We start from the raw sequence: 22,607 nt of genomic DNA on the forward strand, positions 1-22,607 counted from the left end.
TCGCGCGCGCTCCGGTGAGCGTAGGCTTGGCGTACCGAATCTCCGAAAGGAGCGCATATGCCGCCTTCCACCGCCGCCGCGCATGTCAGCGCGCGGCGCCGCCCAACCCTTGACGGCATCGACTGGCTCGCCATTGAAGACGCCCTCAACGACGCCGGCAGCGCCGTATTGCCGAGCCTGCTGGACGACGACGCCTGCAACGCCTTGACCGCGCTGTACCCGCAAGACCGCCTGTTTCGCTCGCGCGTAGTGATGGAGCGCCATGGCTTCGGGCGCGGTGAATACCAGTATTTCGCGTATCCGCTGCCGGACCTCATCGCGCAGCTGCGCACGTCGCTTTATCCGCCGCTGGCGACTATCGCCAACCGCTGGAACGAAGCTATGGATATCGACGTGCGCTATCCAGCCAAGCACGCCGATTTCCTGCGCTGCTGTCATGAAGCCGGCCAGCTGCGCACCACCCCGCTGATGCTGCGATACGGCCCCGGCGACTACAACTGCCTGCATCAAGACCTCTACGGCGAACACGTCTTCCCGCTGCAGGTCGCCATCCTGTTGTCGGAACCGGGCGTCGATTTCAGCGGCGGCGAGTTCGTCATGACGGAACAGCGCCCGCGGATGCAGTCGCGGCCCGAAGTGGTGCCGCTGCGCAAAGGCGATGCGGTGGTCTTTGCGGTGCACCATCGGCCCGTACAAGGCACGCGCGGTACGTATCGCGTGAACATGCGCCACGGTGTGAGCCGCCTGCGCTCGGGTCAGCGGCATACTGTGGGCATCATCTTCCACGACGCTCTGTAGCCTGCTCACCATGACCACCGGCGATCTGTTTGCCGATCACTCACCCGCTGACGACGCGCGCATTGCGCTCGGCGAGGCGGCGTTTGTCTTGCGCGGCTTTGCGCTGTCGGAAGCGCCGGGCCTGATCGCGGCGGTGGACGCCATCGCGCAGCAGGCCGCGTTTCGGCACATGGTCACGCCGGGTGGCTTCGAGATGTCAGTCGCGCTCACCAACAGCGGCGCGCTGGGCTGGACATCAGACCGCCGCGGCTACCGCTATGCCACGCACGACCCGCTCACAGGAAACCCCTGGCCGCCGCTGCCCGATGTGTTCCTGCGTCTCGCGCACAACGCGGCCGCCGAAGCAGGCTTCCACGGCTTCACGCCAGACGCCTGCCTCATCAACCGCTATGTACCCGGCGCCCGCATGTCGCTGCATCAGGACAAAGACGAGCAGGACTACGGCGCGCCGATCGTCTCAGTGTCACTCGGCATGCCGGCGGTCTTTCTGTTTGGCGGACATCGCCGCGCCGACAGACCGCAACGCATTCCTCTTTTTCACGGTGATGTCGTCGTCTGGGGTGGCCCGGATCGCCTGCGCTATCACGGGATTGCACCGCTCAAGGACCACCCACACGCAATGCTGGGCAGCCAGCGCATCAACCTCACGTTCCGCAAGGCCGGCTGACCGCCAAACCCCCGCATGACCATCGCCGCAGACCTGTCCGAAAGCGCCTACCGACAGGCCGAAACTTTTCTGGCGACGCTGGACGAAGACTGGGCGCGCCACGTCGCCGCCGTCGGGCCCTGCGGCCACGCCGCCAAGCCTGCGCGCGAGCCCTATGAAGCATTGATCCGCGCCATCGCCTATCAGCAGCTGCACGCGAAGGCGGGTGACGCCATCCTCGGCCGGTTCATCGCGCTCTATCCGGCCGCCGCGTTTCCCGCACCGCAACAGGTGCTTGCCACCGACGAGGCAGCGCTGCGCGCCTGCGGTTTCTCTGCGACCAAACTGGCGACCATTCGCGGCATCGCACAAGCCGCGCTCGACGGCATCGTGCCCACGCGTGAGCAAGCGCTCGCCATGCCGGATGAAGCCCTCATCGAGCGGCTGGTGACACTGCGCGGGGTTGGCCGGTGGACGGTCGAAATGCTGCTGATCTACACGCTGGAGCGCTCGGACATCTTGCCCGCAGACGACTTCGGCGTGCGCGATGGCTACCGACGTTTGAAGCGGCTCGATGCCACGCCCACACGCAAGCAGATGGAGACGATTAGTCTTGCGTGGAGCCCGTATCGAACCGTCGCGGCCTGGTACTTATGGCGCGTGCCCGTCAATGTTTCAGGCTCGTGAATCCGGCAAATCTTGCGCTAGATCACGCCACGACGACATATTGCTTGCGCGATATATGTCACGCCGGGATCATGCAAAAACCTTGAATTCCCTTGCGACGTTCACTTTACTGGAAAACGTTCGCGCCATTAGCGCCGCCCTCATTGGTCGAGTCATCGTGGAACAGCCCCAAAACGTCGACGCGCAACGTAAATCCGAAGAGCTGCGGAGCTTTCTGTTTCTGACGGCCGTCATGGTGCCGGTTCTTTCCGTCATTATCGTGGCCGGATATGGATTTATCGTCTGGGCAACGCAATTGCTGAGCGGTCCGCCAACGCATTGAAATACGCCCGGGGGGTTCCGGGGGCGAGTCGGGTTGTATGTTCGCGCAGCACTGATTAGAAAAAGGCGTTCATCGCCAGAACACGGTCATGCGAAACACAAAAAAAATAGATATCCCCGTTCGGCCGGCGCCACTCGATGACGACGAGTGGCACATCGCCGGCGTTCTGGTCCAGACGCGGCCAACCCATATTGCACGGGTGAGCGAATCCATCGAAAGCATCGCCGGCAGCGAAATCCATGCAGCCAGCGATAACGGCAAGCTCGTAGTCACGCTTGAGGCGCCCAGTTCGCGCGCCATCGCAGCTCACCTGACGTTCATTCAGCAGATCGACGGTGTGCTGAACACCGCCCTGATCTACCAGCACAACGAAATGGCCGACGCCATGCATGAGGAAATGGACGATGAAAGTCTCTCGCCGCGCGTTCATTAAGCAGACCGCTGCCGCCGCGACCGCTTCGGTGGCCGGCGTCACGCTTCCTGCTGGCGCCGCCAACCTCGTCACCGACAAAGAGCTGACGCAGCTCAAGTGGTCGAAGGCGCCTTGCCGATTCTGCGGCACGGGCTGCGGCGTTGAAGTGGCCGTCAAAGACAATCGCGTGGTGGCCACGCAGGGCGACCCGAAGGCCGAGGTCAATCGGGGCCTGAACTGCGTCAAGGGCTACTTCCTCTCCAAGATCATGTACGGCAAGGACCGGCTGACCCAGCCGCTGCTGCGCATGACGAACGGCAAGTACGACAAGAACGGCGAGTTCACGCCTGTCACCTGGGACCGCGCGTTTGACGAGATGGCGGTGCAGTTCAAGCGCGTCATCAAGGAAAAGGGCCCGACCGCTGTCGGCATGTTCGGCTCGGGTCAATGGACCGTTTTTGAGGGTTACGCCGCCGTCAAGCTAATGAAGGCGGGATTCCGCTCGAACAACCTCGACCCCAACGCGCGCCACTGCATGGCCTCTGCCGTGGCCGGCTTCATGCGAACGTTCGGCATGGACGAGCCGATGGGCTGCTACGACGATTTCGAAGTCGCCGACGCGTTCGTGCTGTGGGGCTCGAACATGGCGGAGATGCACCCCATCCTCTGGTCGCGCGTGACGGACCGGCGCCTCTCCGCGCCCAAGACGAAGGTCGCGGTGCTGTCGACGTTTACGCACCGCTCATTCGATCTGGCCGACATCCCGATCGTCTTCACACCGCAAGCCGATCTCGCGATGCTCAACTACATCGCGAACTACATCATCACCAACAAGAAGGTCAACACGGACTTCGTCAACAAGCACACCGTCTTCAAGCAGGGCGTGACCGACATCGGCTACGGCCTGCGGCCCGACAACCCCTTGCAGAAGGCCGCCAAGAACGCCGACAGGGTGGGGGACTCCAAGCCGATCTCGTTCGACGAGTTTGCGAAGTTCGTCTCGACGTACGACCTGGACTACACCGCCAAGCTGGCGAACCCGGACAAGAGCAAGGAGAAGGAGTTCAAGCAGCAGCTCCAGAAGCTTGCCGAGCTGTACGCCGATCCGAAGATCAAGGTCGTGTCGTTCTGGACCATGGGTTTCAACCAGCACACCCGCGGCACCTGGGCGAACAATATGATCTACAACCTGCACCTGCTGACAGGGAAGATCGCCACACCTGGCAACAGCCCTTTCTCCCTGACGGGCCAGCCTTCGGCATGCGGCACCGCGCGCGAGGTGGGCACGTTCTCGCACCGCTTGCCGGCCGACATGGTGGTGACCAACCCGAAGCACCGTGAAGAAGCCGAGCACATCTGGAAGCTGCCGCCCGGCACGATCCCTGAAAAGCCCGGCTATCACGCGGTACTGCAAAACCGCATGCTGAAGGACGGCAAGCTCAACGCGTACTGGGTGCAGGTGAACAACAACATGCAGGCCGGCGCCAACATCAACGAGGAAGGCTACCCGGGCTACCGCAATCCGGCGAATTTCATTGTTGTTTCGGACGTGTACCCGACCGTCACCGCACTGGCCGCCGACTTGATCCTCCCGAGCGCGATGTGGGTTGAGAAGGAAGGCGCCTACGGCAACGCCGAGCGCCGCACGCAGTTCTGGCATCAACTCGTTGATGCGCCGGGTGAGGCGCGATCCGACCTGTGGCAGCTGGTGGAGTTCTCCAAGCGTTTCAAGGTGGAAGAAGTCTGGCCCGAAGACCTCATCGCCAAAAAGCCGGAGCTGCGCGGCAAGACGCTCTACGACGTGCTGTACCGCAATGGCAATGTCGACAGGTTCCCGCTCAAGGACGTCGACCCGGAATACAACAATGCCGAAGCCAAGGCGTTCGGCTTCTACCTGCAGAAGGGCCTGTTCGAGGAGTACGCAAGCTTCGGGCGCGGCCACGGCCACGACCTGGCGCCGTTCGACGATTATCACCAGGCGCGCGGATTGCGCTGGCCGGTGGTCAACGGCAAGGAAACGCGCTGGCGCTACAAGGAAGGCAGCGATCCGTACGTCAAGGCCGGCACCGGCTACCAGTTCTACGGCAACCCGGACGGCAAGGCGGTGATCTTCGCCCTGCCCTATGAGGCCCCACCGGAAGTGCCAGACAAGGAATACCCGTTCTGGTTGTCGACCGGCCGCGTGCTGGAGCACTGGCACTCGGGCTCGATGACGCGCCGGGTACCCGAGCTGTATCGCGCCTTCCCGAACGCGGTCTGCTTCATGCACCCGGAAGATGCGAAAGCGCTGGGACTGCGACGTGGTGTCGAGGTCGAAGTGATCTCGCGGCGCGGCAAGATGCGCACCCGCATTGAAACACGCGGCCGCAACCAGCCACCGAAGGGCCTGGTGTTCGTGCCGTGGTTCGATGCGAGCCAGCTCATCAATAAGGTCACACTGGATGCAACCTGCCCGATCTCGCTCCAGACGGATTTCAAGAAATGCGCCGTCAAGATCGTGAAGGTCTGACGAGCACGGGCAGACGACACACGCGCAACAGGAAAACGTCATGAAGCTCAGCCGACTCTTGGGACTGCCAGCCGCCATCTGTGCGCTGCTCCTGGCGACCCTTGCCCAATTGCCCGCGCAAGCTCAAGGCGTGGTCGACGCCATGCGCGGCCCCACGCCGATTGCCGCCGAAACGACACCGCCGATCCTGTATCCCACCGAGAACAAGGACGTGCGCCGCGAGCGCAACTACACCGGGCAGCCGCCGACGATTCCGCACAAGATCGACGGCACCTACATGTATCAGATCAATAAGGACCACAACGGTTGTCTGTCCTGCCACGCGCGTACGAAGGCCGAAGAGATGCGCGCGATCGCGATCAGCCCCACGCACTACGTTGACCGCGATGGCCATCAACTGGCCGACGTTTCGCCGCGCCGCTTCTTCTGCACGCAATGTCACGTGCCGCAGGCCGACGCCAAGCCGCTTGTCACCAATACGTTTGTCGATGTCGATCAACTGCTCAAACGCAAGCCTGATGGCAAGAGCGTTGGCAAGAACTGAGGCGATGCAGTCATGTTCGACCTGATCAAGCGCTACTGGCGCACCATCAACCGGCCCAGCGCGTATTTCAGCCTGGGCTTTCTGACGTTGGGCGGCTTTGTTGCCGGCGTGGTGTTCTGGGGCGCGTTCAACACCGCGATGGAAGTGACCAATACCGAAGCGTTCTGCACGGGTTGCCACGAAATGCACGAGAACGTGTATCAGGAGCTGCAGAGCACCATCCACTACACCAACCGCAGCGGTGTGCGCGCCATCTGCTCGAACTGCCACGTTCCGCACGCCTGGACGAACAAGATTGCACGAAAGATGCAGGCCTCCAAGGAAGTGTGGGGCAAGATTTTCGGCACCATCGACACGCGCGAGAAATTCGAGGCCCACCGGCTTGAACTGGCACAGCATGAATGGGATCGGCTGAAGGCCAACGATTCATTGGAATGCCGCAACTGCCACAACTACGAATCGATGGACTTCACTCGGCAGAGCCCACGCGCGTCGGCCATGCACGCCCAGTATCTGGGCAGCAAAGAGAAAACCTGTATCGACTGCCACAAGGGTATTGCGCACCATCTGCCCGACATGTCGAAGATGAAGACCGAGTAAAGCACGTGAACGTGCTGCCGGTGCCAGACCCCGTTTGACTCAGCCCCTATTGCCGTGCTTGTTGCCAGCCAATTGACGTTTTCGCGCGCCGGCCGCCGGATCTTCCGCGAGCTGGACCTCTCGGTGTCGGCGGGCGAGCTGGTGCAGGTAACGGGCGCGAACGGCAGCGGCAAGACCACCCTGCTACGGGTGCTCTGTGGCCTGCTGGCACCGGCAAGCGGCTCGCTCACTTGGCATGGTGCGCCAGTGCGCAGCGGCGACGCTGCCTTCCTCAATACGCTTTGCTATGTTGGCCACACCAACGGTATCGACCCAGATCTCACTGTGACGGAGAGCCTGCGTCTGGCCATGCAACTGGCCGGATTGCCCGTTTCGGCAACCGAGCCGTTTGGCATCGGGCTCGCACTGGAAGCGCTCGAACTCGGCAAGCTTGCCGCCACGCCCGTGCGCAAGCTCTCGCAAGGCCAACGCCGGCGGGTGGCACTGGCGCGCTTGCTGCTCGCGCGGCGCGAACTGTGGCTGCTCGATGAACCGATCGCCTCGCTCGACGATCATGCAGTCAGCCTCTTCACCGCGCAGCTCGATGCGCACTTGCGTGCAGGCGGCATGGCGATCATGGCCACGCACCACCTGCTGTCGCGCCCGCAAGGGGCGAATCGCGTGCTCAGGCTGGGAGGCATCGCATGAAGCCGATGCTGATGGCCATCCTGCTGCACGACCTTACGCTCTCATGGCGGCGGCGCGGCAACCTTGTCGGCGGCGTGGTGTTCTACGTCATTGCGGCGAGCCTGTTCCCGCTGGCCATCGGCCCCGACCCGCAGCAGTTGCGCGTGCTCGCGCCGGGCATCCTGTGGGTCGCGGCGCTGCTGGCGTCGATGCTCTCGCTCTCTCGGCTGTTTGCGCAGGAACACGCCGATGGCAGCCTGGATCAACTGCTGTTGTCGCCGCACCCGCTTGCGCTGATCGTACTGACGAAGATCGCAGCGCACTGGCTCGCGAGTGGTCTGCCATTGCTGCTGCTGACGCCCATCCTGGCCCAGCAGTACAGCCTACCGCTGCATGCAACGCTACTGCTGACCGCCACGCTGCTGATCGGTACGCCGGCCATTGCGCTGATCGGTGCTGTAGGCGCGGCGCTCACTCTGGGCGTGCGCAACGGGGCAGCGCTGTTGTGCATCCTCGTACTGCCGCTCTGTGTGCCCGTTCTTGTGTTTGGCGCAGGCGCCGGATCCGCTGCAGACGCGGGGCTCGATGTCATGCCGCATCTGTCGTTGCTGGGCGCTTGCCTGGCGCTGTCATTGTTTGTCTGCCCGCTGGCCACGGCTGCCGGGCTGCGCATTGCCGTGGAATGACCCGATGACGAATCGATCCGGACTCCACACCACGCCCATCGCCGTGCGCCAACCTGCGTCGCGACGCTGGAACTGGCTCGCGTATGCGTCGCCCGTGCGGTTTGATCCGCTCGCGCGCAAGCTCGCACCGTGGTTTGGTGCAGCAGCTCTCTTGTTCCTCGTCGCCGGCCTCTACGTCGGCTTCGTGGTGGCGCCCACCGATGCGCAGCAGGGCGAGGTCTATCGCATCATCTTCCTGCACGTGCCGGCCGCGTGGATGTCGATGTTCATCTACCTCGTGATGGCCGGTTATTGCGCGCTGGGGCTGGTACTGCGCACCCGGCTTTCCTCGATGATGGCCTCGGCGCTCGCACCCACGGGTGCGCTCTTCACCGCCATTGCGCTGTGGACCGGCGCGCTGTGGGGCAAGCCGACCTGGGGCACGTGGTGGGTATGGGATGCGCGGTTGACGTCGGAGTTGCTGCTGCTGTTTCTGTACCTCGGCTTCATCGCATTGGAAAGCGCCATTGAAGAGCCGCTCCGCGCCGAACGCGCCTGCGCCGTGCTGGCCGTGGTCGGCGTAGTCAACCTCCCCGTGATCTATTTCTCGGTGCAGTGGTGGAACACGCTGCACCAAGGCGCGTCCATCAGCCTGACGGCGGCACCGTCGATGGCGATGACGATGTTGCTCGGCATGTTGCTGATGACGCTCGCGTGCTGGATGTACAGCATCTGCGTGGCGCTGATTCGCGTGCGCTGCATCATGCGCGAACGCGGTGACGATGACCTCAACCCAACCACACCGGCATGAGCCAGCTCTCCGTCAATCACGTCGACTATATTGCGGGCGCGTTTGCCGTGGCCGCCATCTGCATCGCGGCCGAGTTGCTGCTGCTCGCCCGCCGCTGGCGCGCAACCAATCGCGCCAGTCATCCCCATCCTGACGGCCGCGATCAATGACACGCAGACAACGCCGTCTCGGCATCCTGCTCGCCGCACTGGTATGCGCAGGTGCGGCTACCGCACTCACGCTGAATGCGTTCCGCTCCAATCTGGTATTTTTCTTCAGCCCGAGCCAGATCGCCGCCAAGGAAGCGCCTGTGGCACAAGTCTTTCGACTGGGTGGGCTAGTCGAACGCGGCTCCATCCAACGTGAACGTGACGGCATGACCATCCGCTTTATCGTCACTGACACAGCGCGCGGGGTGCCGGTCGTCTATCGCGGCTTGCTGCCGGACCTGTTCCGCGAGGGCAAGGGCGTGGTGGCGCGCGGCCGGCTGGGTGAGGACGGCGTCTTCGTCGCCAACGAGGTGCTCGCCAAGCACGACGAAAACTACATGCCGCCCGAAGCCGCCGACGCCGTACGCCGCGCTGCGCAAGTCAAGGAACAGATGGCCAAGGAATCTGCCCGGAGCGCGTCACGATGATCGCCGAGCTGGGCCACTTCGCGTTGATCCTCGCGCTGCTGACTGCGGCCATGCAATCCGTGTTGCCGCTGGTTGGTGCGGCGCGCGACGGCGAGCGCTGGATGGCCGTGGCGCGCCCCGCTGCGCGCATGCAGTGCGCGCTGGTGCTGCTGGCTTATGGCGCACTGACGTGGGCGTTCGTCAGCAACGACTTTAGCGTGCTCTATGTCGCCGCCAACTCGAACAGCGCGCTGCCGCTGCCCTATCGCGTGGCCGCCGTGTGGGGCGGACACGAGGGATCGATGTTGCTGTGGACGGCGATGCTGGCGTTGTGGTCACTGGCCGTGTCGTTGTTCAGCCGCCAACTTCCGTTGCCCGTGGTGGCGCGCGTGCTGGGCGTGATGGGCGCCATCAGCACGGGGCTGCTGCTTTTCTTGCTGTTCGCATCCAACCCATTCCTGCGCCTGTTGCCGCCTGCCATGGAAGGACGCGACCTCAACCCGCTGCTGCAAGACCCGGGCATGGTGTCGCATCCGCCCATGCTGTACATGGGTTACGTGGGCTTTGCCGTGGCGTTCTCGTTTGCGATGGCCGCGCTGCTGTCGGGCCGGCTCGATGCCACCTGGGCGCGCTGGTCGCGGCCGTGGACGATCGCCGCCTGGGCATGCCTGACGACCGGCATCATGCTCGGCAGCGCCTGGGCGTACTACGAACTCGGCTGGGGCGGCTGGTGGTTCTGGGACCCGGTCGAAAATGCGTCGTTCATGCCGTGGCTGGCGGGCACAGCACTGATCCACTCGTTGGCGGTGACGGAAAAGCGCGGCGTGTTCCGCGCATGGACGGCGCTGCTGGCCATCTTCACGTTCTCGCTCAGTCTGCTCGGCACGTTCCTCGTCCGCTCGGGCGTGCTGACGTCGGTGCATGCTTTTGCGGTCGACCCGAAGCGCGGTCTCTTCATCCTCGCGTTGCTGGGCATCGTAACGGGCGGCGCCCTCGGTCTGTTTGCGTGGCGCGCAAAGCGGTTGTCCAGCAACGCGTCGGAAGGCGCGACGTTCCCGCTGTTCGCGCGTGAATCGTTCCTGCTGGCCAACAACGTGCTGCTGGCGGTGGCGGCCGCCACGGTATTGCTCGGCACGCTGTATCCGCTTTTGCTGGATGTGCTGCGGCTGGGCAAGATCTCGGTCGGGCCAGCGTATTTCGAACAGGTCTTTGTGCCGCTGATGTCTCCTGCGGTGCTGCTGATGGGTGCCGCGCCACTGGCACGCTGGCGTCACGGTGCGCTGCCGTCGATGGCGGTGCGGCTGCGATGGGCAGCAGTGGCGAGTGTTGCCGTCGGGCTCGGACTGGCGGTGTTGTATCGGACGTCCGCGCTGGCGGGCCTGGGGCTGACGCTCGCCGCATGGTGTCTTGTGAGCGCGCTGGCCAGTCTGGCCGAAAAGCTTCGCCAGCCCGGCAATCGATTGACGACGCTGCGGCAACTGCCGCCGAGCTACTTTGGCATGCTCGTGGCGCACGCGGGGGTCGGCGTGTTCATTGCGGGCGTCACGCTGGTGCTCAGCCAGGAGACGCTACGCGAGCTGCCGGTGCGCGTGGGCGGCAAGGTGGAGGTGGGCGGCTACATGTTCCACCTCGCCAGCGTTGCGCCTGCGCAGGGCCCCAACTACGACGTCTTGCGCGGCCATGTCGACGTCAGCCGCAACGGCAAACCCGTGGCCACGCTGCTACCCGAGCGGCGCCTGTACCACAGCCAGGAAAATCCCACGACCGAAGTCGCCATCGACAGCGGCATCACGCGCGATCTCTATGTCGCGCTTGGTGAATCACTCGGACAAGACAACTGGGCCATGCGCATCTACATCAAGCCCTTTGTCAGCTGGATCTGGGCAGGCTGTGTGCTGATGGTGCTGGGCGGGCTGCTGGCCGTGTGCGACCGCCGCTACCGGCTGCGCCGCCGCTCCACGTCATCGCGCGCCGCGCCCGACACTGCACGGGGCGGCCCGTCATTAGCGATGCCAGCGACCGAGGAGCTACGGTGAAGCTGCGCTACGTGCTGCCGCTGGCAGCGTTCCTTGTTCTGGTGATTGCGCTGGCGGCGGGGCTGTCGCGTGACCCGCGCGAACTGCCCTCGCCGCTGGTCGGCAAGCCCGCACCGGCGTTCAGGCTAACGGCGCTGGAATCGACTGCCGGCCCCCTCACGCCGCAAGACCTGCGCGGCAAGGTCTGGATGCTCAACGTCTGGGCATCGTGGTGCACCGCCTGCCGCGCAGAGCACGCCGTGCTGAACGCGTTCGCAAAGCAATCAGCCGTGCCGATCTACGGCCTGAACTACAAGGACGACGCCGACGCGGCACGCGCGTGGCTCAAACAAATGGGCGACCCGTATGTCACGTCGCTCATCGACGCAGACGGCAAGGTCGGCATCGACTACGGCGTCTACGGCGTGCCGGAAACCTTCGTCATCGACCGCGCTGGCGTAGTGCGCTATCGGCAGGTCGGCCCCGTGACGGCCGAGTCCATGGAACGCAGGATCGTGCCGCTTCTGCAGCAACTGGAGCAGGAAGGTGGTCATGCATAAACGACTGGCTGCGCTCCTTCTCGCGGGCGTCGCTGCGTTCGTGCTGCAGACGCCCGCCTGTGCCGCAGCGTCGGACACCGATCTCGACACCCGCGTCCATGCGCTGTCGGAGCAGCTGCGCTGCCTCGTCTGCCAGAACCAGACCCTCGCCGATTCCAACGCCGACCTCGCCGTCGACCTGCGCCGCCAGATTCGCGAACAACTGCGTGCCGGCGCCACCGAGGCCGACGTGAAGGACTATCTCGTGCAGCGCTATGGCGATTTCGTCCTATATCGGCCGCCCGTCAAACGGTTGACGTATCTGCTGTGGTTCGGCCCGGTGCTGTTGCTGATGGCAGTGGTGTTCGGCATCGTGTCGTCCCGCAAACAGCAGAAACCGGCCCCTTCCGAGTTGGACGCTGACGCGCAAGCGCGCCTGACTGCACTTCTTGTCGCGTCGCCACCGGAAGACTCCCGCCAATGACCGTGATGACCTTGTTCTGGCTGCTCGCGGCCGTCCTCACGGCTATTACCATGGCGGTTCTACTGACGCCCTTGCTGCGACGCGCGCGCAACGATGCGGGCGGTACGCACATCCAAAGCCCTACCGTGCGCAGCCAGATGGTGCGCTGGTACCAAGACCAACTGCGCGAACTGGATACCGACCTGCGCACCGGCGCTATGGATGCCGCAGGCCACGCGCACGCACGCGCAGAGCTTGGCCGGCGGCTGCTGGACGACACAGCCGGCACCGCCAGCACCCCGCAGGCGCGGCCCGACCGCCGCCCCGTTCTGCTCGCCGCAGTGCTGCTGGCTGCGTTGCCCACGTCTGCTGTGCTGCTCTACCAGCATCTGGGCAAGCCCGCGTCGCTGTGGATGCCGGGCGACATGACGACCGCCGCCCGCAGCGACCACACCGGTGGAGACGCGCAAATCGAATCGATGGTGAACAGCCTGGCCCAACGGCTGCGCGACACGCCTGACGACGCTCCCGGCTGGGCGCTGCTTGCCAGGTCCTACAGCACGATGGAGCGCCCCGCCGACGCCGTCGCCGCCTATGCGAAGGCGGTGGCCCTTGCCCCCGAGGTCGCCAGCCTGCGTGCCGATTACGCCGACGCACTCGCAACCGCCCAGGGCGGCACCCTGGCTGGTGCACCCATCGAGCAGGTGCGCCTAGCCCTGAAGGCCGACCCGGACGAGCCCAAAGCGCTGGCCCTGGCCGCTTCCGCCGCCGTCGAACGTGGTGACGTGAGCGATGCCATCGCCCACTGGGAGCGCCTCTACCAGTTGCTGCCGCCCGAATCTGCCGGTGCCAAGCAGATCGCCACCAACCTGGCTGCCGCGCGCGCCGATCAGCAAAAAGCACCCCGCGTCAAGTGACGCGTGCGCTGCTTCGAATTTGACCGCAAGACCCGGAGTGTCCCGCCAGGGGGCCACACCTACAGTACAGTCATCCCAGTCCATTGGATGACGTCATGCAATCCTCCGCCCGCCCCGTACCGGACACCACCCTCGTCGAACACGACCCGCGCTGGACTCGCGTGCTGGCGCGCGATCCCTCTGCCGACGGGCAATTCGTCTATGCCGTGAAGACCACCGGCGTGTATTGCCAGCCGAGCAGCCCGTCGCGCCTGCCGCGTCCCGAAAATGTCGAGTTCTTCGACACGCCTGCCGACGCGGAGGCAGCCGGTTACCGCCCGAGCCGCCGCGCCGGCCCGGATCAGACCACCGTGCGCGCGCAGCAAACCGCGCTCGTCGCACAGGCCTGCCGACGCATCGAGGCAGCCGACACGCCGCCCACGCTCGACGCGCTCGCGCAAGACGCCGGACTAAGCCCCTATCACTTCCATCGCCTGTTCAAGAGCGTCACGGGTCTGACGCCCAAGGGTTACGCCGATGCGCATCGCGCCCGCAAGCTGCGCGCGCAACTGGGACGCGGCAGCACCGTCACCGAGGCCATCTACGACGCCGGATTCAACGCCAGCAGCCGCTTCTACGAGGCGTCGGACAACGTGCTGGGCATGACGGCCAGCCGCTACCGTGCCGGTGGCGTACAGACGACGATCCGCTTTGCCGTGGGCGAGTGCTCGCTCGGTTCCATCTTGGTCGCGCAGAGCGATCGCGGCATCTGCGCGATCCTGATGGGCGACGACCCTGACGCGCTCGTGCGCGATCTGCAGGACACCTTCCCCAAGGCCGAACTCATCGGCGGCGACGCGGGCTTTGAGGATCTGGTCGCGAAGGTAGTGGGTTTTGTCGAAGCGCCGTCCATCGGCCTGGACCTACCGCTGGACGTGCGCGGCACCGCGTTCCAGGAGCGCGTGTGGCAGGCGCTGCGCGAAGTGCCGCCCGGCAGCACCACCAGCTACACCGAGATTGCCGCGCGCATCGGTGCGCCCCAGGCCGTCCGCGCCGTTGCGCAGGCCTGCGCGGCCAATCACATCGCAGTGGCCATTCCGTGCCACCGCGTAATCCGCCGGGACGGCAACACCTCCGGTTATCGCTGGGGCGTGGAGCGCAAGCTGGCGCTGCTGGAGCGCGAGGCGCAATCCGCTGCATGAAACCCCGTGAGAACGTGGACGCTCACCGGCGCCGGCGGCCAGCCTTATGAGAGCGCCGTGCCCGGCACGCTGGGCGGGCATCGGCGTGCTCGCATCTATGGCCGCTTGGATTGCGCCGCCGCACGCCGGGCCATCGCGCGCGGCGGTTATGTGCGCCACCGCGTGTTCTTCCTGAACGAAGCCGATGCGCGCGACGCCGGCTATCGGCCCTGCGCCGTGTGCATGCCACAGGCGTATGCAGCATGGAAAGGATCGGCCGGTTGCGGGTAAAGTCGTGGGCTGAACATCGCCGACACGCTCCGCACATCATGACCAGATTCCTGCTGCTTGCCGCGCTCACCTCCCTCGCGCTGGTGGGCTGCGGCCGCTCCGACGACGCACACAAGCCTGCCGCGTCCGCCCCCGGTTCTGCACCTGCGGCCCCCGCGCCTGGCTATCCAACGCCGCTGATGCACCGGCCGCCAGCGCGCCCGCCGTCAGCGAAGCCGAACAGGCCAAGGCCGTCGACCTGGCCCGCGCCGCCATCGAGAAATACAAGCTGACCACCCTGTCGCAGGAATGCCTGTCGTTCCTGGTGGACCGAGCCGATGACACCCACAACAGCGTCGAAGTGCTGGAAAACCACACGCCGGCGTGCGGCGGCGACCCCAACACCGCCCCGCGCGTCGTCACGCTGCTCATCGACAAGAACACCGGCGCGCTGCGGAAGGACGACCCTGCCAGCGGCGAATACGTCCCGCTGAAATAAGCGCCCGCAAGACAACGCGCATAAAAAAACCGCCGAACACATCGGCGGTTTTTTTGTTGAGGTGGACTTCGCGTCAGACCACGATCGTCTGCGCTTCGCCGGCTTGCCGTGCGCGGATCTCGCCGATCTGGTAGACCGTTTCGCCCGCGTCCTTCAGGTGTGCGATGGCGGCCGGTGCGTCGGCTGGCGACACGATCACGACCATGCCGATACCGCAGTTGAACACACGGTGCATTTCGTCATCGGCCACGTTGCCGGCCTTCTGCAGCCACTGGAACAGCGGCGGCAACGTCCAGGCGTCCTTGTGCAGCACGGCGGTCAGGTTGTCTTGCAGCACGCGCGGCACGTTTTCGGTCAAACCGCCGCCGGTAATGTGCGCCATGCCCTTGACGGTCAGCTTGTCGATCAGCGACAGCAGCGGCTTCACGTAGATGCGCGTCGGCGCCATGATGGCGTCCTGCAGGCGCTGGCCGTGGAAATCGGCATTCAGGTCCGGGCGCGACACCTCGATGATCTTGCGCACCAGCGAGTAGCCGTTCGAATGCGCGCCCGACGAAGCCAGGCCCAGAGCCACGTCGCCCTCGGCAATGGTGGTGCCGTCGATGATCTTGCGCTTTTCGACCGCGCCGACGGCGAAGCCGGCCAAGTCGTATTCGCCGTCCGGGTACATGCTCGGCATTTCAGCGGTTTCGCCGCCGATCAGCGCGCAGCCGGCCAACTCGCAACCCTGGGCGATGCCCTTGACCACGGTGGCAGCGGTGTCGACGTCGAGCTTGCCGCAGGCGAAGTAATCCAGGAAGAACAGCGGCTCGGCGCCCTGCACGAGGATGTCGTTCACGCTCATGGCGACCAGATCCTGGCCAACCGTGTCGTGGCGATTCAACGCAAAGGCCAGCTTGAGCTTGGTGCCCACGCCGTCGGTGCCGGACACCAGCACCGGTTCCTGATACTTATTGGACAGCTCGAACAGCGCGCCGAAGCCGCCGATGCCGCCCAGCACGCCTTCGCGCATGGTGCGCTTGGCAAACGGCTTGATGCGATCGACAAGGGCGTCACCCGCCTCGATGTCGACGCCCGCGTCGCGGTAAGACAGGCCGGTCGATGCGGATGGGGTTTCGGAAGCGCTCATACAGTCGTCTGAATTGAAAAAACCGGGAAAGAAAGCGAGACGGCGGCGGGAAGTCACAAAAATCGGACCCGCCGGTCCAGTAAAATCGCGATTTTACCGGATGCGGCCGTCCCGATGGCCGCTTTTCCGACTCCTCCACCCCCGCCATCGGAACCGTCGCCCCATGAACGCCCCCGTGCTGTCGCAGGAAACCAAGCGCACGCTCGCCTGGATCGCCGTGGCGCTTGTCTTCCTGGCCCTGCTCAAGGCGCTGGCGCCGACGCTCACGCCCTTCGTCTTCGCGTTCATCCTGTCGTACATCCTGCACCCGGGCGTGGAATGGCTGCAGCGCCATCGCGTACCGCGCGTGCTGGGCGTGTTTCTGATGATCCTGGTGCTGACGGTGGTGGGCGTGGCGCTGATGCTGCTGATCCTGGCGGTCCTGCAGCGGGAGATTCCGGCCATCCGCGAGCAACTGCCCGGAATGCTTGCCAAGCTCAACGCGTTTCTATCGCCCAAGCTGGACGAGTTGGGCCTGCATGTCAGCTTTGACTTTCCGGGCCTGCGCGCGCTGCTCACGGAACAGCTCGCCGCCAGTCCGGACGACGTGGTGGCCCGGGTACTGACTTATCTGCGCGTGTCGGGCTCGGCGGCCGTCCAGGTGCTGGGCCTCTTCTTCCTCGTGCCGATCGTGATGTTCTACCTGCTGATGGACTGGAACATGCTCATGCGCCGCGTCGAAACGGCCGTGCCGCGTCGCTGGCTGCCAAAAGCGCGCGAATTGGCCGCTGAAACCGATGGCCTGCTCTCCCAATACCTGCGCGGGCAGATCATCGTGATGCTGGTGCTGGCGGTGTACTACTCGGCGGGGCTTGCCCTGGCCGGCTTTGACGTGGCGCTGCCGGTGGGCATCTTCACGGGGCTTGCCGTGTTCATTCCGTATATCGGCTTTGGCGTGGGGCTTACGCTGGCCATCCTTGCCGCACTGTTGCAGTTCGGCAACCTCTACGGCTTGCTGGCAGTGGCCGTGGTGTACGGCATCGGCCAATTTCTGGAAGGCTTCTACCTGACGCCCCGCCTGGTGGGCGAACGCATCGGCCTGCATCCGCTGGCGGTCATCCTCGCCTTGCTGGCTTTTGGCCAATTGTTCGGTTTTTTCGGTATCCTCCTCGCCCTACCGATGAGCGCTGTGCTGCTGGTCGGTTTGCGGCAGATCCGGAAGCTTTACCTCGGCAGCCGGCTCTACCAGGACTGAAAGCCACCCATGGCAACTGAAGGCAACTGAAAAGTACGGCGACTCCACTCCACGTTTCATGGCCACACCCGAACAGCTCCCGCTCGAACTCGGTGCGACACCCGCCCCGACCTTCGACAACTTCGTCGCCACCGGCAACGAAGAGGCGGTGCTGCGCCTGCGCGCCCTGATTCCGCAGGTGGTGGACGGCACCGCCACAGACCGCCTGGTCTACCTTTGGGGCGAGGAAGGCAGCGGCCGCAGCCACCTGCTGCAAGCCATCTGCGCCCAGACCGAGGCTGGCGGCTACGAAGTCCGCACGCTGGAACCCGACGCCCCGCCCGAAGCCTTCGAATTCGACCCCACCATTACCGTCTGGACCATTGATGACGCCGAGCGGCTTGACGAATGGGCGCAGATCGCCGTGTTCAACCTCGTCAATGAAGTGCGCGCGCACCCGCATGCCGCCATCGCCATCTCCGGGGCTGCCGCGCCAATGGCGATGCCGCTGCGTGAAGACCTGCGCACCCGCTTGGGTTGGGGCTTGGTTTACTGGCTGCGCCCCCTGTCCGACGCCGACAAGGTGGAAGCGCTGCGTCAGGCCGCTCGCGAACGCGGCATGCAGCTTTCGGCCGATGTGCCGCAGTGGCTCGTGACGCACTCCTACCGCGACATGCCGAGCCTGATGGCCCTGCTGGACGCCCTCGACACCTATTCGCTCGCCCGCAAGCGCGCCGTCACCCTGCCGCTCGTGCGCGACATGCTCGCGTTGATGAAGTGATCGGGGCCCTGGTGCGGCCGGTTATGTAACGTTCGGGTAAAATCGCGCCCCATGAATCTGGCCCTCTTCGACCTCGATCACACCCTCATCCCCACCGACAGCGACCACGAGTGGGGACGCTTCCTCATCCGCCGCGGCGTGGTGGATGCGTCCGAATACCAGCGCAAGAACGATCAGTTCTATGCCGATTACAAGGCCGGCACGCTGGATATCCACGCGTTTCTGCGCTTTGCCCTGGCACCGCTGGCCGCCCACCCCCGCGACACGCTCGCCCAGTGGCACGCCGAGTTCATGCACGACGTGATCCGTCCGAAGATCACGCCACAGGCGCAAGCGCTGGTCTACAAGCATCTGGACGCCGGCGACCTGTGCTGCGTGGTCACCGCCACCAACAGCTTTGTCACCCGCCCGATTGCCGAGGCGTTCGGCATCGATCACCTGATCGCCACCGAACCGGCCACCGCCGACGGCAGACCGGACAGCGCCTTCACCGGCGATGTGGCCGGCACACCGAGCTTCCGTGAAGGCAAGGTTGCGCGCGTGCACGAGTGGCTGGCCAACATGGGCCGGGGCTGGAGCGATTTCGAGCGCAGTACCTTCTACAGCGATTCGGCCAACGACGTGCCGCTGCTGGAAGAAGTGACCGACCCCGTCGCCACCAACCCGGACGACACGCTGCGCAACCTCGCAGCCGCGCGCAACTGGCGCATCATGGATCTCTTCTAAGCAGGGCGTGGCGTGATCAAGAAACTCATCAATCGCCTGCTGGGCAAAACCTCCGCAGAGCCTCAGGCACCCGCTGAACCCGGGGCGACCGCCGCCAGGAAGACCCGCGCGCCCAAGGCACCGAAGGTGGCCAAGGCTCGCACCAAGGCCTCCGCCGGTGGCGTGCCGCGCCAGGCGCGCGTGTGGAGCGTGGACGAGCACGGCATCGACCCGAAGCTACTCTCGCGCAACGCGGTCAAGGTCACGTCCACGCTGCAGGACGCCGGCTATGCCGCCTTCATCGTGGGCGGCGCCGTGCGCGATTTGCTGCTCGGCATCAAGCCGAAGGACTTTGATGTGGCGACCAACGCCACGCCCGATCAGGTTCAGGCGCTGTTCCGCCGCTCGCGCATCATCGGACGCCGCTTCCAGATCGTGCACGTCACGTTCTACGGCGGACGCGATCAGGAAATCATCGAAGTCTCGACCTTCCGCGCGCTCGTCGACGCGGTGGACGCCGAGCAGGTGCCCGCCGGCAAGCGCGTCAAGCGCACCGAGCTGGACCACCACACGCACGCCGTCGACGCCAGCGGCCGCGTGCTGCGCGACAACGTCTGGGGCACCCAGGCCGAAGACGCCACCCGCCGCGACTTCACCGTCAACGCGATGTACTACAACCCCGCCGACGAAACCGTGCATGACTACCATCACGGTATGGAAGACATGCGCGCGCGTACGCTGCGCATGATCGGCGATCCGCTCACCCGCTACCGCGAAGACCCGGTCCGTATGCTGCGCGTGGTGCGCTTCGCGGCCAAGACAGGTTTCGACATCGACCCCGACACGCGCGCGCCGATCGCGGAGCTGGGCCCGCTGATCCACAACGTGCCGGCCGCACGCCTGTTCGACGAGATGCTGAAGCTGCTGATGTCGGGCCACGCCTGGGCATCGCTGCAGGAACTGCGCAAGGCGGGCCTGCACCGCGGCCTGCTGCCGCTGCTGGACGTCGCACTGGAGCAGCCGATGGGCCAGCGCTTCGTGCAGCTTGCCCTCGACAACACCGACGATCGCGTCAAGGCCGGCAAGCCGGTCTCGCCGGGCTTCCTGTTTGCCTCGCTGCTGTGGCATCACGTGGTCGAGCACTGGAACCGCCGCCGCGCCGCCGGCGAGCCGCTGATCCCCGCGCTGCACACCGCCATGGACGAAGTGCTCGATCGCCAGACCGAGCAACTCGCCATCCAGCGCCGCTTTACCTCCGACATGAAGGAAATCTGGAGCATGCAGCCGCGCTTTGAGAAGCGCTCGGGCCGCATGCCATATCGCTTGCTCGAATCGCCGCGCTTCCGCGCCGGTTACGACTTCCTCGTGTTGCGTTGTGCGTCGGGCGAATTGCCGCAAGAACTGGCCGACTGGTGGACCGATTTCCAGAGCGGCGATGGCGAAGCCCGCGAAGCCCTCATGGCACTAGCCAAGCACGCACCGAGCCCCTCTGCAAATACCGGTTCGGCCAGCCCGGGCAAGCGGCGTCGCCGCCGACGTGGTCCGGCAAAATCGGATACAGTCGTTGACGTCAATCCGGGAAGTTCGGAGGAAACGTGAAGACAGTGGCGTACATCGGCATCGGCGCCAACCTGGGCGACGCACGCCAGGCAGTGAAAGACGCCGTGGTCTGCCTCGCGCAGCAGGTCGGCATCACCGTCACCGGCAAATCGAGCCTGTATCGCAGCGCGCCCGTCGAATCCAGCGGCGACGATTACATCAACGCCGTGGTGCGCATCGATACGCATTTCACTGCCGACCAGCTGCTTCGCATCTGTCATCACATCGAGGACCAGTTCGGCCGCGAGCGCCCGTTCCACAACGCGCCGCGCACGCTCGACCTGGACTTGCTGCTCTACGGCGACCACGTCCTCACCTCACCCGAGCTGACGGTACCCCACCCACGCGTGGGCCAACGCGCCTTTACCCTGCTGCCCCTGCATGAACTGGCGCCCGATCTCGTGATTCCGGGCATTGGTGCCGTGGCGGCACTGCTGCCCGGCGTGGCCGACCAGCGGATCGAAAAGACCATGATGTGCCAGTGCATGCGCGCCAAGCAGCCTGCCGCCTGATCATAGGCACCACACAAATCACCCGCTGATGGCACTGGATCACCTGCGCCGCATCGTTGTCGAAGGGCCCATTGGCGTGGGCAAGACGGCGCTGGCCCAGCGTCTGGCCGATCATCTGCGCGCGTCGACGCTGTTCGAAACGCCTGCCGAAAACGCCTTCATCGCCCACTTTTACGAAGACCCCGCGCGCTATGCGCTGCCGGTGCAGCTGCGCTTCCTGCTGCAGCGTGCCGAGCGCCTGAAGGCATGGCACAAGGCGACGCTTGCCGGAGAGCGCATCGTCGCTGACAGCTTCCTGCCGCGCGACCGCCTGTTCGCCCAGCTCACGCTGCCCGCCGATGAACTCGCGCTGTACGACGCAATGGCCAATGCGCTGGCCCTGCCGCAACAGCGCATCGATCTCGTCGTCTGTCTGCAGGCGCGCGCAGAGGACCTTCTGCCACGCGTCACCCGTCGGGCCGTTCCTTACGAAACCGGCATCGATGCGGAGTATCTCGAACGCATCTGCGCCGCGTACGGCGAGCTGTTTCTGTATTACGATGCCGCACCGACGATGATCGTCGACACCGCTGCCTTCGACCCCGCAGGCAACGACGACGATTTCCGCACCTTGCTCGCCCGCATCGACGCGATGCGCGGGCCCAAGGAATTCATCAAGCTGGCAACGCGCTAGTCGACGCACCACATGGTCTGCGTGGGCGGTCGCGATGCCCCAATGAGTCTCAGTCCATGAGCTATCTCCAGGAATCGAACCGCAAGGCCGTCACGGTGACTTCGCTGCAGGCCATGCGCGCCGCCGGCGAGCGCATCGCCATGTTGACGGCTTATGACTCCAGCTTCGCCGCCCTGATGGATCGCAACGGCACCGACGTGCTGCTCGTCGGCGATTCGCTCGGCAACGTGATGCAGGGCCAGAAGACCACGCTGCCCGTTACGCTCGATCACATCGTCTATCACACCGAATGCGTATCGCGCGGCATCGAGAAAGCGCTGCTCGTATCCGACCTGCCGTTCGGCACCTATGGCACGCCCGAGCAGGCTTTCCACAGCGCCGTGCGCGTGATGCAGGCCGGCGCGCAGATGGTCAAGCTCGAAGGCGGCGTGTGGCTCGCGCCGACCATCAAGTTCCTGGTTGAACGCAGCATCCCCGTGTGCGCGCACATCGGCCTGACGCCGCAATCGGTGCATGCATTTGGCGGCTTCAAAGTGCAGGGCCGCGGCGACGAGGCGGCCGCACAACTGAAGGCCGACGCGCTGGCCGTGCAGGACGCCGGCGCGCAACTCGTCGTCATGGAAGCCATCCCGGCTGGGCTGGCCGGTGAAGTCACGCGTCTGCTTGCCATTCCGACCATCGGCATCGGCGCCGGGTTGGAGTGCTCCGGCCAGGTGCTCGTCATGCACGATATGCTGGGCGTGTTCCCGGGTCATCGCCCCAAATTCGTACGCAACTTCATGGACGGGCAGACCACCATCGATGGTGCCGTCGCCGCCTATGTGGCTGCCGTCAAGGACGGTACGTTCCCCGGCCCGGAACACACCTTCGCCTGAGC

28 protein-coding genes are annotated in these 22,607 nt (G+C 65.1%); 27 read left to right on the top strand and 1 reads right to left on the bottom strand.

What is annotated here, in order from left to right; translation table 11 throughout:
• Positions 1-57 precede the first annotated feature (57 nt).
• The 20 genes from RP6297_RS11700 to RP6297_RS22825 all read left to right on the top strand — a co-directional run bounded on the left by RP6297_RS11700 (position 58) and on the right by RP6297_RS22825 (position 15,118).
• Positions 58-798 carry a 2OG-Fe(II) oxygenase gene (locus RP6297_RS11700; protein ID WP_009241399.1) on the top strand — a complete coding sequence of 247 codons (741 nt, stop codon included), beginning with the start codon at positions 58-60 and terminating at the stop codon, positions 796-798.
• Between the two features lie 10 nt (positions 799-808).
• Positions 809-1,465: a DNA oxidative demethylase AlkB gene (gene alkB, locus RP6297_RS11705; RefSeq protein ID WP_009241400.1), complete on the top strand. Its 657-nt coding sequence runs from the start codon at positions 809-811 to the stop codon at positions 1,463-1,465.
• Positions 1,466-1,480: 15 nt separating this feature from the next.
• Positions 1,481-2,131 (top strand): DNA-3-methyladenine glycosylase family protein, encoded by a 651-nt coding sequence (locus RP6297_RS11710; RefSeq protein ID WP_009241401.1) that lies wholly within the window; start codon positions 1,481-1,483, stop codon positions 2,129-2,131.
• A 157-nt stretch (positions 2,132-2,288) separates the two neighbouring features.
• On the top strand, positions 2,289-2,453 hold the full coding sequence (napE, locus tag RP6297_RS11715; protein ID WP_009277398.1) for a periplasmic nitrate reductase, NapE protein: 165 nt from the start codon (positions 2,289-2,291) through the stop codon (positions 2,451-2,453).
• Positions 2,454-2,541: 88 nt separating this feature from the next.
• Complete coding sequence (locus RP6297_RS11720) at positions 2,542-2,886, top strand: chaperone NapD (RefSeq protein WP_009241403.1); 345 nt, start codon at positions 2,542-2,544, stop codon at positions 2,884-2,886.
• On the top strand, positions 2,858-5,374 hold the full coding sequence (napA, locus tag RP6297_RS11725; protein WP_009241404.1) for a periplasmic nitrate reductase subunit alpha: 2,517 nt from the start codon (positions 2,858-2,860) through the stop codon (positions 5,372-5,374). The genes RP6297_RS11720 and napA overlap by 29 nt, the downstream gene beginning before the upstream one ends.
• A 40-nt stretch (positions 5,375-5,414) precedes the next feature.
• Positions 5,415-5,918, top strand: coding sequence for a nitrate reductase cytochrome c-type subunit (locus RP6297_RS11730; protein WP_009241405.1), 504 nt, complete (start codon positions 5,415-5,417; stop codon positions 5,916-5,918).
• Between the two features lie 12 nt (positions 5,919-5,930).
• Positions 5,931-6,518, top strand: coding sequence for a cytochrome c3 family protein (locus RP6297_RS11735; RefSeq protein ID WP_009241406.1), 588 nt, complete (start codon positions 5,931-5,933; stop codon positions 6,516-6,518).
• A 54-nt stretch (positions 6,519-6,572) separates the two neighbouring features.
• Complete coding sequence (gene ccmA / locus RP6297_RS11740; protein ID WP_009241407.1) at positions 6,573-7,205, top strand: cytochrome c biogenesis heme-transporting ATPase CcmA; 633 nt, start codon at positions 6,573-6,575, stop codon at positions 7,203-7,205.
• Positions 7,202-7,870, top strand: coding sequence for a heme exporter protein CcmB (gene ccmB / locus RP6297_RS11745; protein ID WP_009241408.1), 669 nt, complete (start codon positions 7,202-7,204; stop codon positions 7,868-7,870). The genes ccmA and ccmB overlap by 4 nt, the downstream gene beginning before the upstream one ends.
• Positions 7,871-7,874: 4 nt before the next feature.
• On the top strand, positions 7,875-8,660 hold the full coding sequence (ccmC, locus tag RP6297_RS11750) for a heme ABC transporter permease CcmC (protein ID WP_009241409.1): 786 nt from the start codon (positions 7,875-7,877) through the stop codon (positions 8,658-8,660).
• Positions 8,657-8,809: a hypothetical protein gene (locus RP6297_RS11755; RefSeq protein ID WP_009241410.1), complete on the top strand. Its 153-nt coding sequence runs from the start codon at positions 8,657-8,659 to the stop codon at positions 8,807-8,809. Before ccmC ends, RP6297_RS11755 begins: the two co-directional genes overlap by 4 nt.
• A complete protein-coding gene (gene ccmE, locus RP6297_RS11760; RefSeq protein ID WP_009241411.1) occupies positions 8,806-9,276 on the top strand; it encodes a cytochrome c maturation protein CcmE in 471 nt (156 codons plus the stop codon). Before RP6297_RS11755 ends, ccmE begins: the two co-directional genes overlap by 4 nt.
• Complete coding sequence (locus RP6297_RS11765) at positions 9,273-11,291, top strand: heme lyase CcmF/NrfE family subunit (protein WP_009241412.1); 2,019 nt, start codon at positions 9,273-9,275, stop codon at positions 11,289-11,291. Before ccmE ends, RP6297_RS11765 begins: the two co-directional genes overlap by 4 nt.
• Positions 11,288-11,830, top strand: coding sequence for a DsbE family thiol:disulfide interchange protein (locus RP6297_RS11770; protein ID WP_009241413.1), 543 nt, complete (start codon positions 11,288-11,290; stop codon positions 11,828-11,830). Before RP6297_RS11765 ends, RP6297_RS11770 begins: the two co-directional genes overlap by 4 nt.
• On the top strand, positions 11,823-12,293 hold the full coding sequence (locus tag RP6297_RS11775; RefSeq protein ID WP_009241414.1) for a cytochrome c-type biogenesis protein: 471 nt from the start codon (positions 11,823-11,825) through the stop codon (positions 12,291-12,293). Before RP6297_RS11770 ends, RP6297_RS11775 begins: the two co-directional genes overlap by 8 nt.
• On the top strand, positions 12,290-13,189 hold the full coding sequence (ccmI, locus tag RP6297_RS11780) for a c-type cytochrome biogenesis protein CcmI (protein ID WP_009241415.1): 900 nt from the start codon (positions 12,290-12,292) through the stop codon (positions 13,187-13,189). Before RP6297_RS11775 ends, ccmI begins: the two co-directional genes overlap by 4 nt.
• Before the next feature lie 95 nt (positions 13,190-13,284).
• Positions 13,285-14,370: a bifunctional DNA-binding transcriptional regulator/O6-methylguanine-DNA methyltransferase Ada gene (gene ada / locus RP6297_RS11785; RefSeq protein WP_009241416.1), complete on the top strand. Its 1,086-nt coding sequence runs from the start codon at positions 13,285-13,287 to the stop codon at positions 14,368-14,370.
• A gap of 6 nt (positions 14,371-14,376) precedes the next feature.
• Positions 14,377-14,640 carry an Ada metal-binding domain-containing protein gene (locus tag RP6297_RS11790; RefSeq protein WP_009277397.1) on the top strand — a complete coding sequence of 88 codons (264 nt, stop codon included), beginning with the start codon at positions 14,377-14,379 and terminating at the stop codon, positions 14,638-14,640.
• 304 nt (positions 14,641-14,944) lie between these two features.
• Positions 14,945-15,118 carry a hypothetical protein gene (locus RP6297_RS22825; protein ID WP_009241417.1) on the top strand — a complete coding sequence of 58 codons (174 nt, stop codon included), beginning with the start codon at positions 14,945-14,947 and terminating at the stop codon, positions 15,116-15,118.
• A 73-nt stretch (positions 15,119-15,191) separates the two neighbouring features.
• On the opposite strand, the gene purM is transcribed toward RP6297_RS22825, so the two are convergent.
• Complete coding sequence (gene purM / locus RP6297_RS11800; protein WP_009241418.1) at positions 15,192-16,247, bottom strand: phosphoribosylformylglycinamidine cyclo-ligase; 1,056 nt, start codon at positions 16,245-16,247, stop codon at positions 15,192-15,194.
• A 163-nt stretch (positions 16,248-16,410) separates the two neighbouring features.
• Here purM and RP6297_RS11805 point away from each other — a divergent pair, with 163 nt between their 5' ends.
• The 7 genes from RP6297_RS11805 to panB are packed head-to-tail and all read left to right on the top strand — an operon-like array spanning position 16,411 to position 22,605.
• Positions 16,411-17,481 carry an AI-2E family transporter gene (locus RP6297_RS11805; RefSeq protein ID WP_009241419.1) on the top strand — a complete coding sequence of 357 codons (1,071 nt, stop codon included), beginning with the start codon at positions 16,411-16,413 and terminating at the stop codon, positions 17,479-17,481.
• A gap of 58 nt (positions 17,482-17,539) precedes the next feature.
• Positions 17,540-18,241: a DnaA regulatory inactivator Hda gene (gene hda / locus RP6297_RS11810; protein ID WP_004631704.1), complete on the top strand. Its 702-nt coding sequence runs from the start codon at positions 17,540-17,542 to the stop codon at positions 18,239-18,241.
• Positions 18,242-18,292: 51 nt separating this feature from the next.
• Complete coding sequence (locus RP6297_RS11815) at positions 18,293-18,967, top strand: histidinol-phosphatase (RefSeq protein ID WP_009241420.1); 675 nt, start codon at positions 18,293-18,295, stop codon at positions 18,965-18,967.
• Positions 18,968-18,979: 12 nt separating this feature from the next.
• Positions 18,980-20,545 carry a polynucleotide adenylyltransferase PcnB gene (gene pcnB / locus RP6297_RS11820; protein ID WP_009241421.1) on the top strand — a complete coding sequence of 522 codons (1,566 nt, stop codon included), beginning with the start codon at positions 18,980-18,982 and terminating at the stop codon, positions 20,543-20,545.
• A complete protein-coding gene (gene folK, locus RP6297_RS11825; protein WP_009241422.1) occupies positions 20,542-21,057 on the top strand; it encodes a 2-amino-4-hydroxy-6-hydroxymethyldihydropteridine diphosphokinase in 516 nt (171 codons plus the stop codon). The genes pcnB and folK overlap by 4 nt, the downstream gene beginning before the upstream one ends.
• A 28-nt stretch (positions 21,058-21,085) precedes the next feature.
• Entirely contained in the window at positions 21,086-21,730 is a 645-nt protein-coding gene (locus RP6297_RS11830) for a deoxynucleoside kinase (RefSeq protein WP_009241423.1), read from the top strand.
• 56 nt (positions 21,731-21,786) lie between these two features.
• Complete coding sequence (panB, locus tag RP6297_RS11835; RefSeq protein WP_009241424.1) at positions 21,787-22,605, top strand: 3-methyl-2-oxobutanoate hydroxymethyltransferase; 819 nt, start codon at positions 21,787-21,789, stop codon at positions 22,603-22,605.
• Positions 22,606-22,607 lie beyond the last annotated feature (2 nt).

Source organism: Ralstonia pickettii, from assembly GCF_016466415.2.
Classification (GTDB): domain Bacteria; phylum Pseudomonadota; class Gammaproteobacteria; order Burkholderiales; family Burkholderiaceae; genus Ralstonia; species Ralstonia pickettii.

Bases quoted from the DNA above. Each gene is read 5' to 3' on its own strand.
- panB (WP_009241424.1), top strand. From the start codon at position 21,787: ATGAGCTATCTCCAGGAATCGAACCGCAAGGCCGTCACGGTGACTTCG.
- RP6297_RS11710 (WP_009241401.1), top strand. From the start codon at position 1,481: ATGACCATCGCCGCAGACCTGTCCGAAAGCGCCTACCGACAGGCCGAA.
- ccmB (WP_009241408.1), top strand. From the start codon at position 7,202: ATGAAGCCGATGCTGATGGCCATCCTGCTGCACGACCTTACGCTCTCA.
- RP6297_RS11805 (WP_009241419.1), top strand. From the start codon at position 16,411: ATGAACGCCCCCGTGCTGTCGCAGGAAACCAAGCGCACGCTCGCCTGG.
- napA (WP_009241404.1), top strand. From the start codon at position 2,858: ATGAAAGTCTCTCGCCGCGCGTTCATTAAGCAGACCGCTGCCGCCGCG.
- RP6297_RS11720 (WP_009241403.1), top strand. From the start codon at position 2,542: ATGCGAAACACAAAAAAAATAGATATCCCCGTTCGGCCGGCGCCACTC.
- RP6297_RS11815 (WP_009241420.1), top strand. From the start codon at position 18,293: ATGAATCTGGCCCTCTTCGACCTCGATCACACCCTCATCCCCACCGAC.
- ccmC (WP_009241409.1), top strand. From the start codon at position 7,875: ATGACGAATCGATCCGGACTCCACACCACGCCCATCGCCGTGCGCCAA.
- RP6297_RS11755 (WP_009241410.1), top strand. From the start codon at position 8,657: ATGAGCCAGCTCTCCGTCAATCACGTCGACTATATTGCGGGCGCGTTT.
- RP6297_RS11775 (WP_009241414.1), top strand. From the start codon at position 11,823: ATGCATAAACGACTGGCTGCGCTCCTTCTCGCGGGCGTCGCTGCGTTC.
- ccmI (WP_009241415.1), top strand. From the start codon at position 12,290: ATGACCGTGATGACCTTGTTCTGGCTGCTCGCGGCCGTCCTCACGGCT.
- RP6297_RS11735 (WP_009241406.1), top strand. From the start codon at position 5,931: ATGTTCGACCTGATCAAGCGCTACTGGCGCACCATCAACCGGCCCAGC.
- ada (WP_009241416.1), top strand. From the start codon at position 13,285: ATGCAATCCTCCGCCCGCCCCGTACCGGACACCACCCTCGTCGAACAC.
- hda (WP_004631704.1), top strand. From the start codon at position 17,540: ATGGCCACACCCGAACAGCTCCCGCTCGAACTCGGTGCGACACCCGCC.
- ccmE (WP_009241411.1), top strand. From the start codon at position 8,806: ATGACACGCAGACAACGCCGTCTCGGCATCCTGCTCGCCGCACTGGTA.
- purM (WP_009241418.1), bottom strand. From the start codon at position 16,247: ATGAGCGCTTCCGAAACCCCATCCGCATCGACCGGCCTGTCTTACCGC.
- RP6297_RS11765 (WP_009241412.1), top strand. From the start codon at position 9,273: ATGATCGCCGAGCTGGGCCACTTCGCGTTGATCCTCGCGCTGCTGACT.
- RP6297_RS11830 (WP_009241423.1), top strand. From the start codon at position 21,086: ATGGCACTGGATCACCTGCGCCGCATCGTTGTCGAAGGGCCCATTGGC.
- RP6297_RS11700 (WP_009241399.1), top strand. From the start codon at position 58: ATGCCGCCTTCCACCGCCGCCGCGCATGTCAGCGCGCGGCGCCGCCCA.
- RP6297_RS11730 (WP_009241405.1), top strand. From the start codon at position 5,415: ATGAAGCTCAGCCGACTCTTGGGACTGCCAGCCGCCATCTGTGCGCTG.
- alkB (WP_009241400.1), top strand. From the start codon at position 809: ATGACCACCGGCGATCTGTTTGCCGATCACTCACCCGCTGACGACGCG.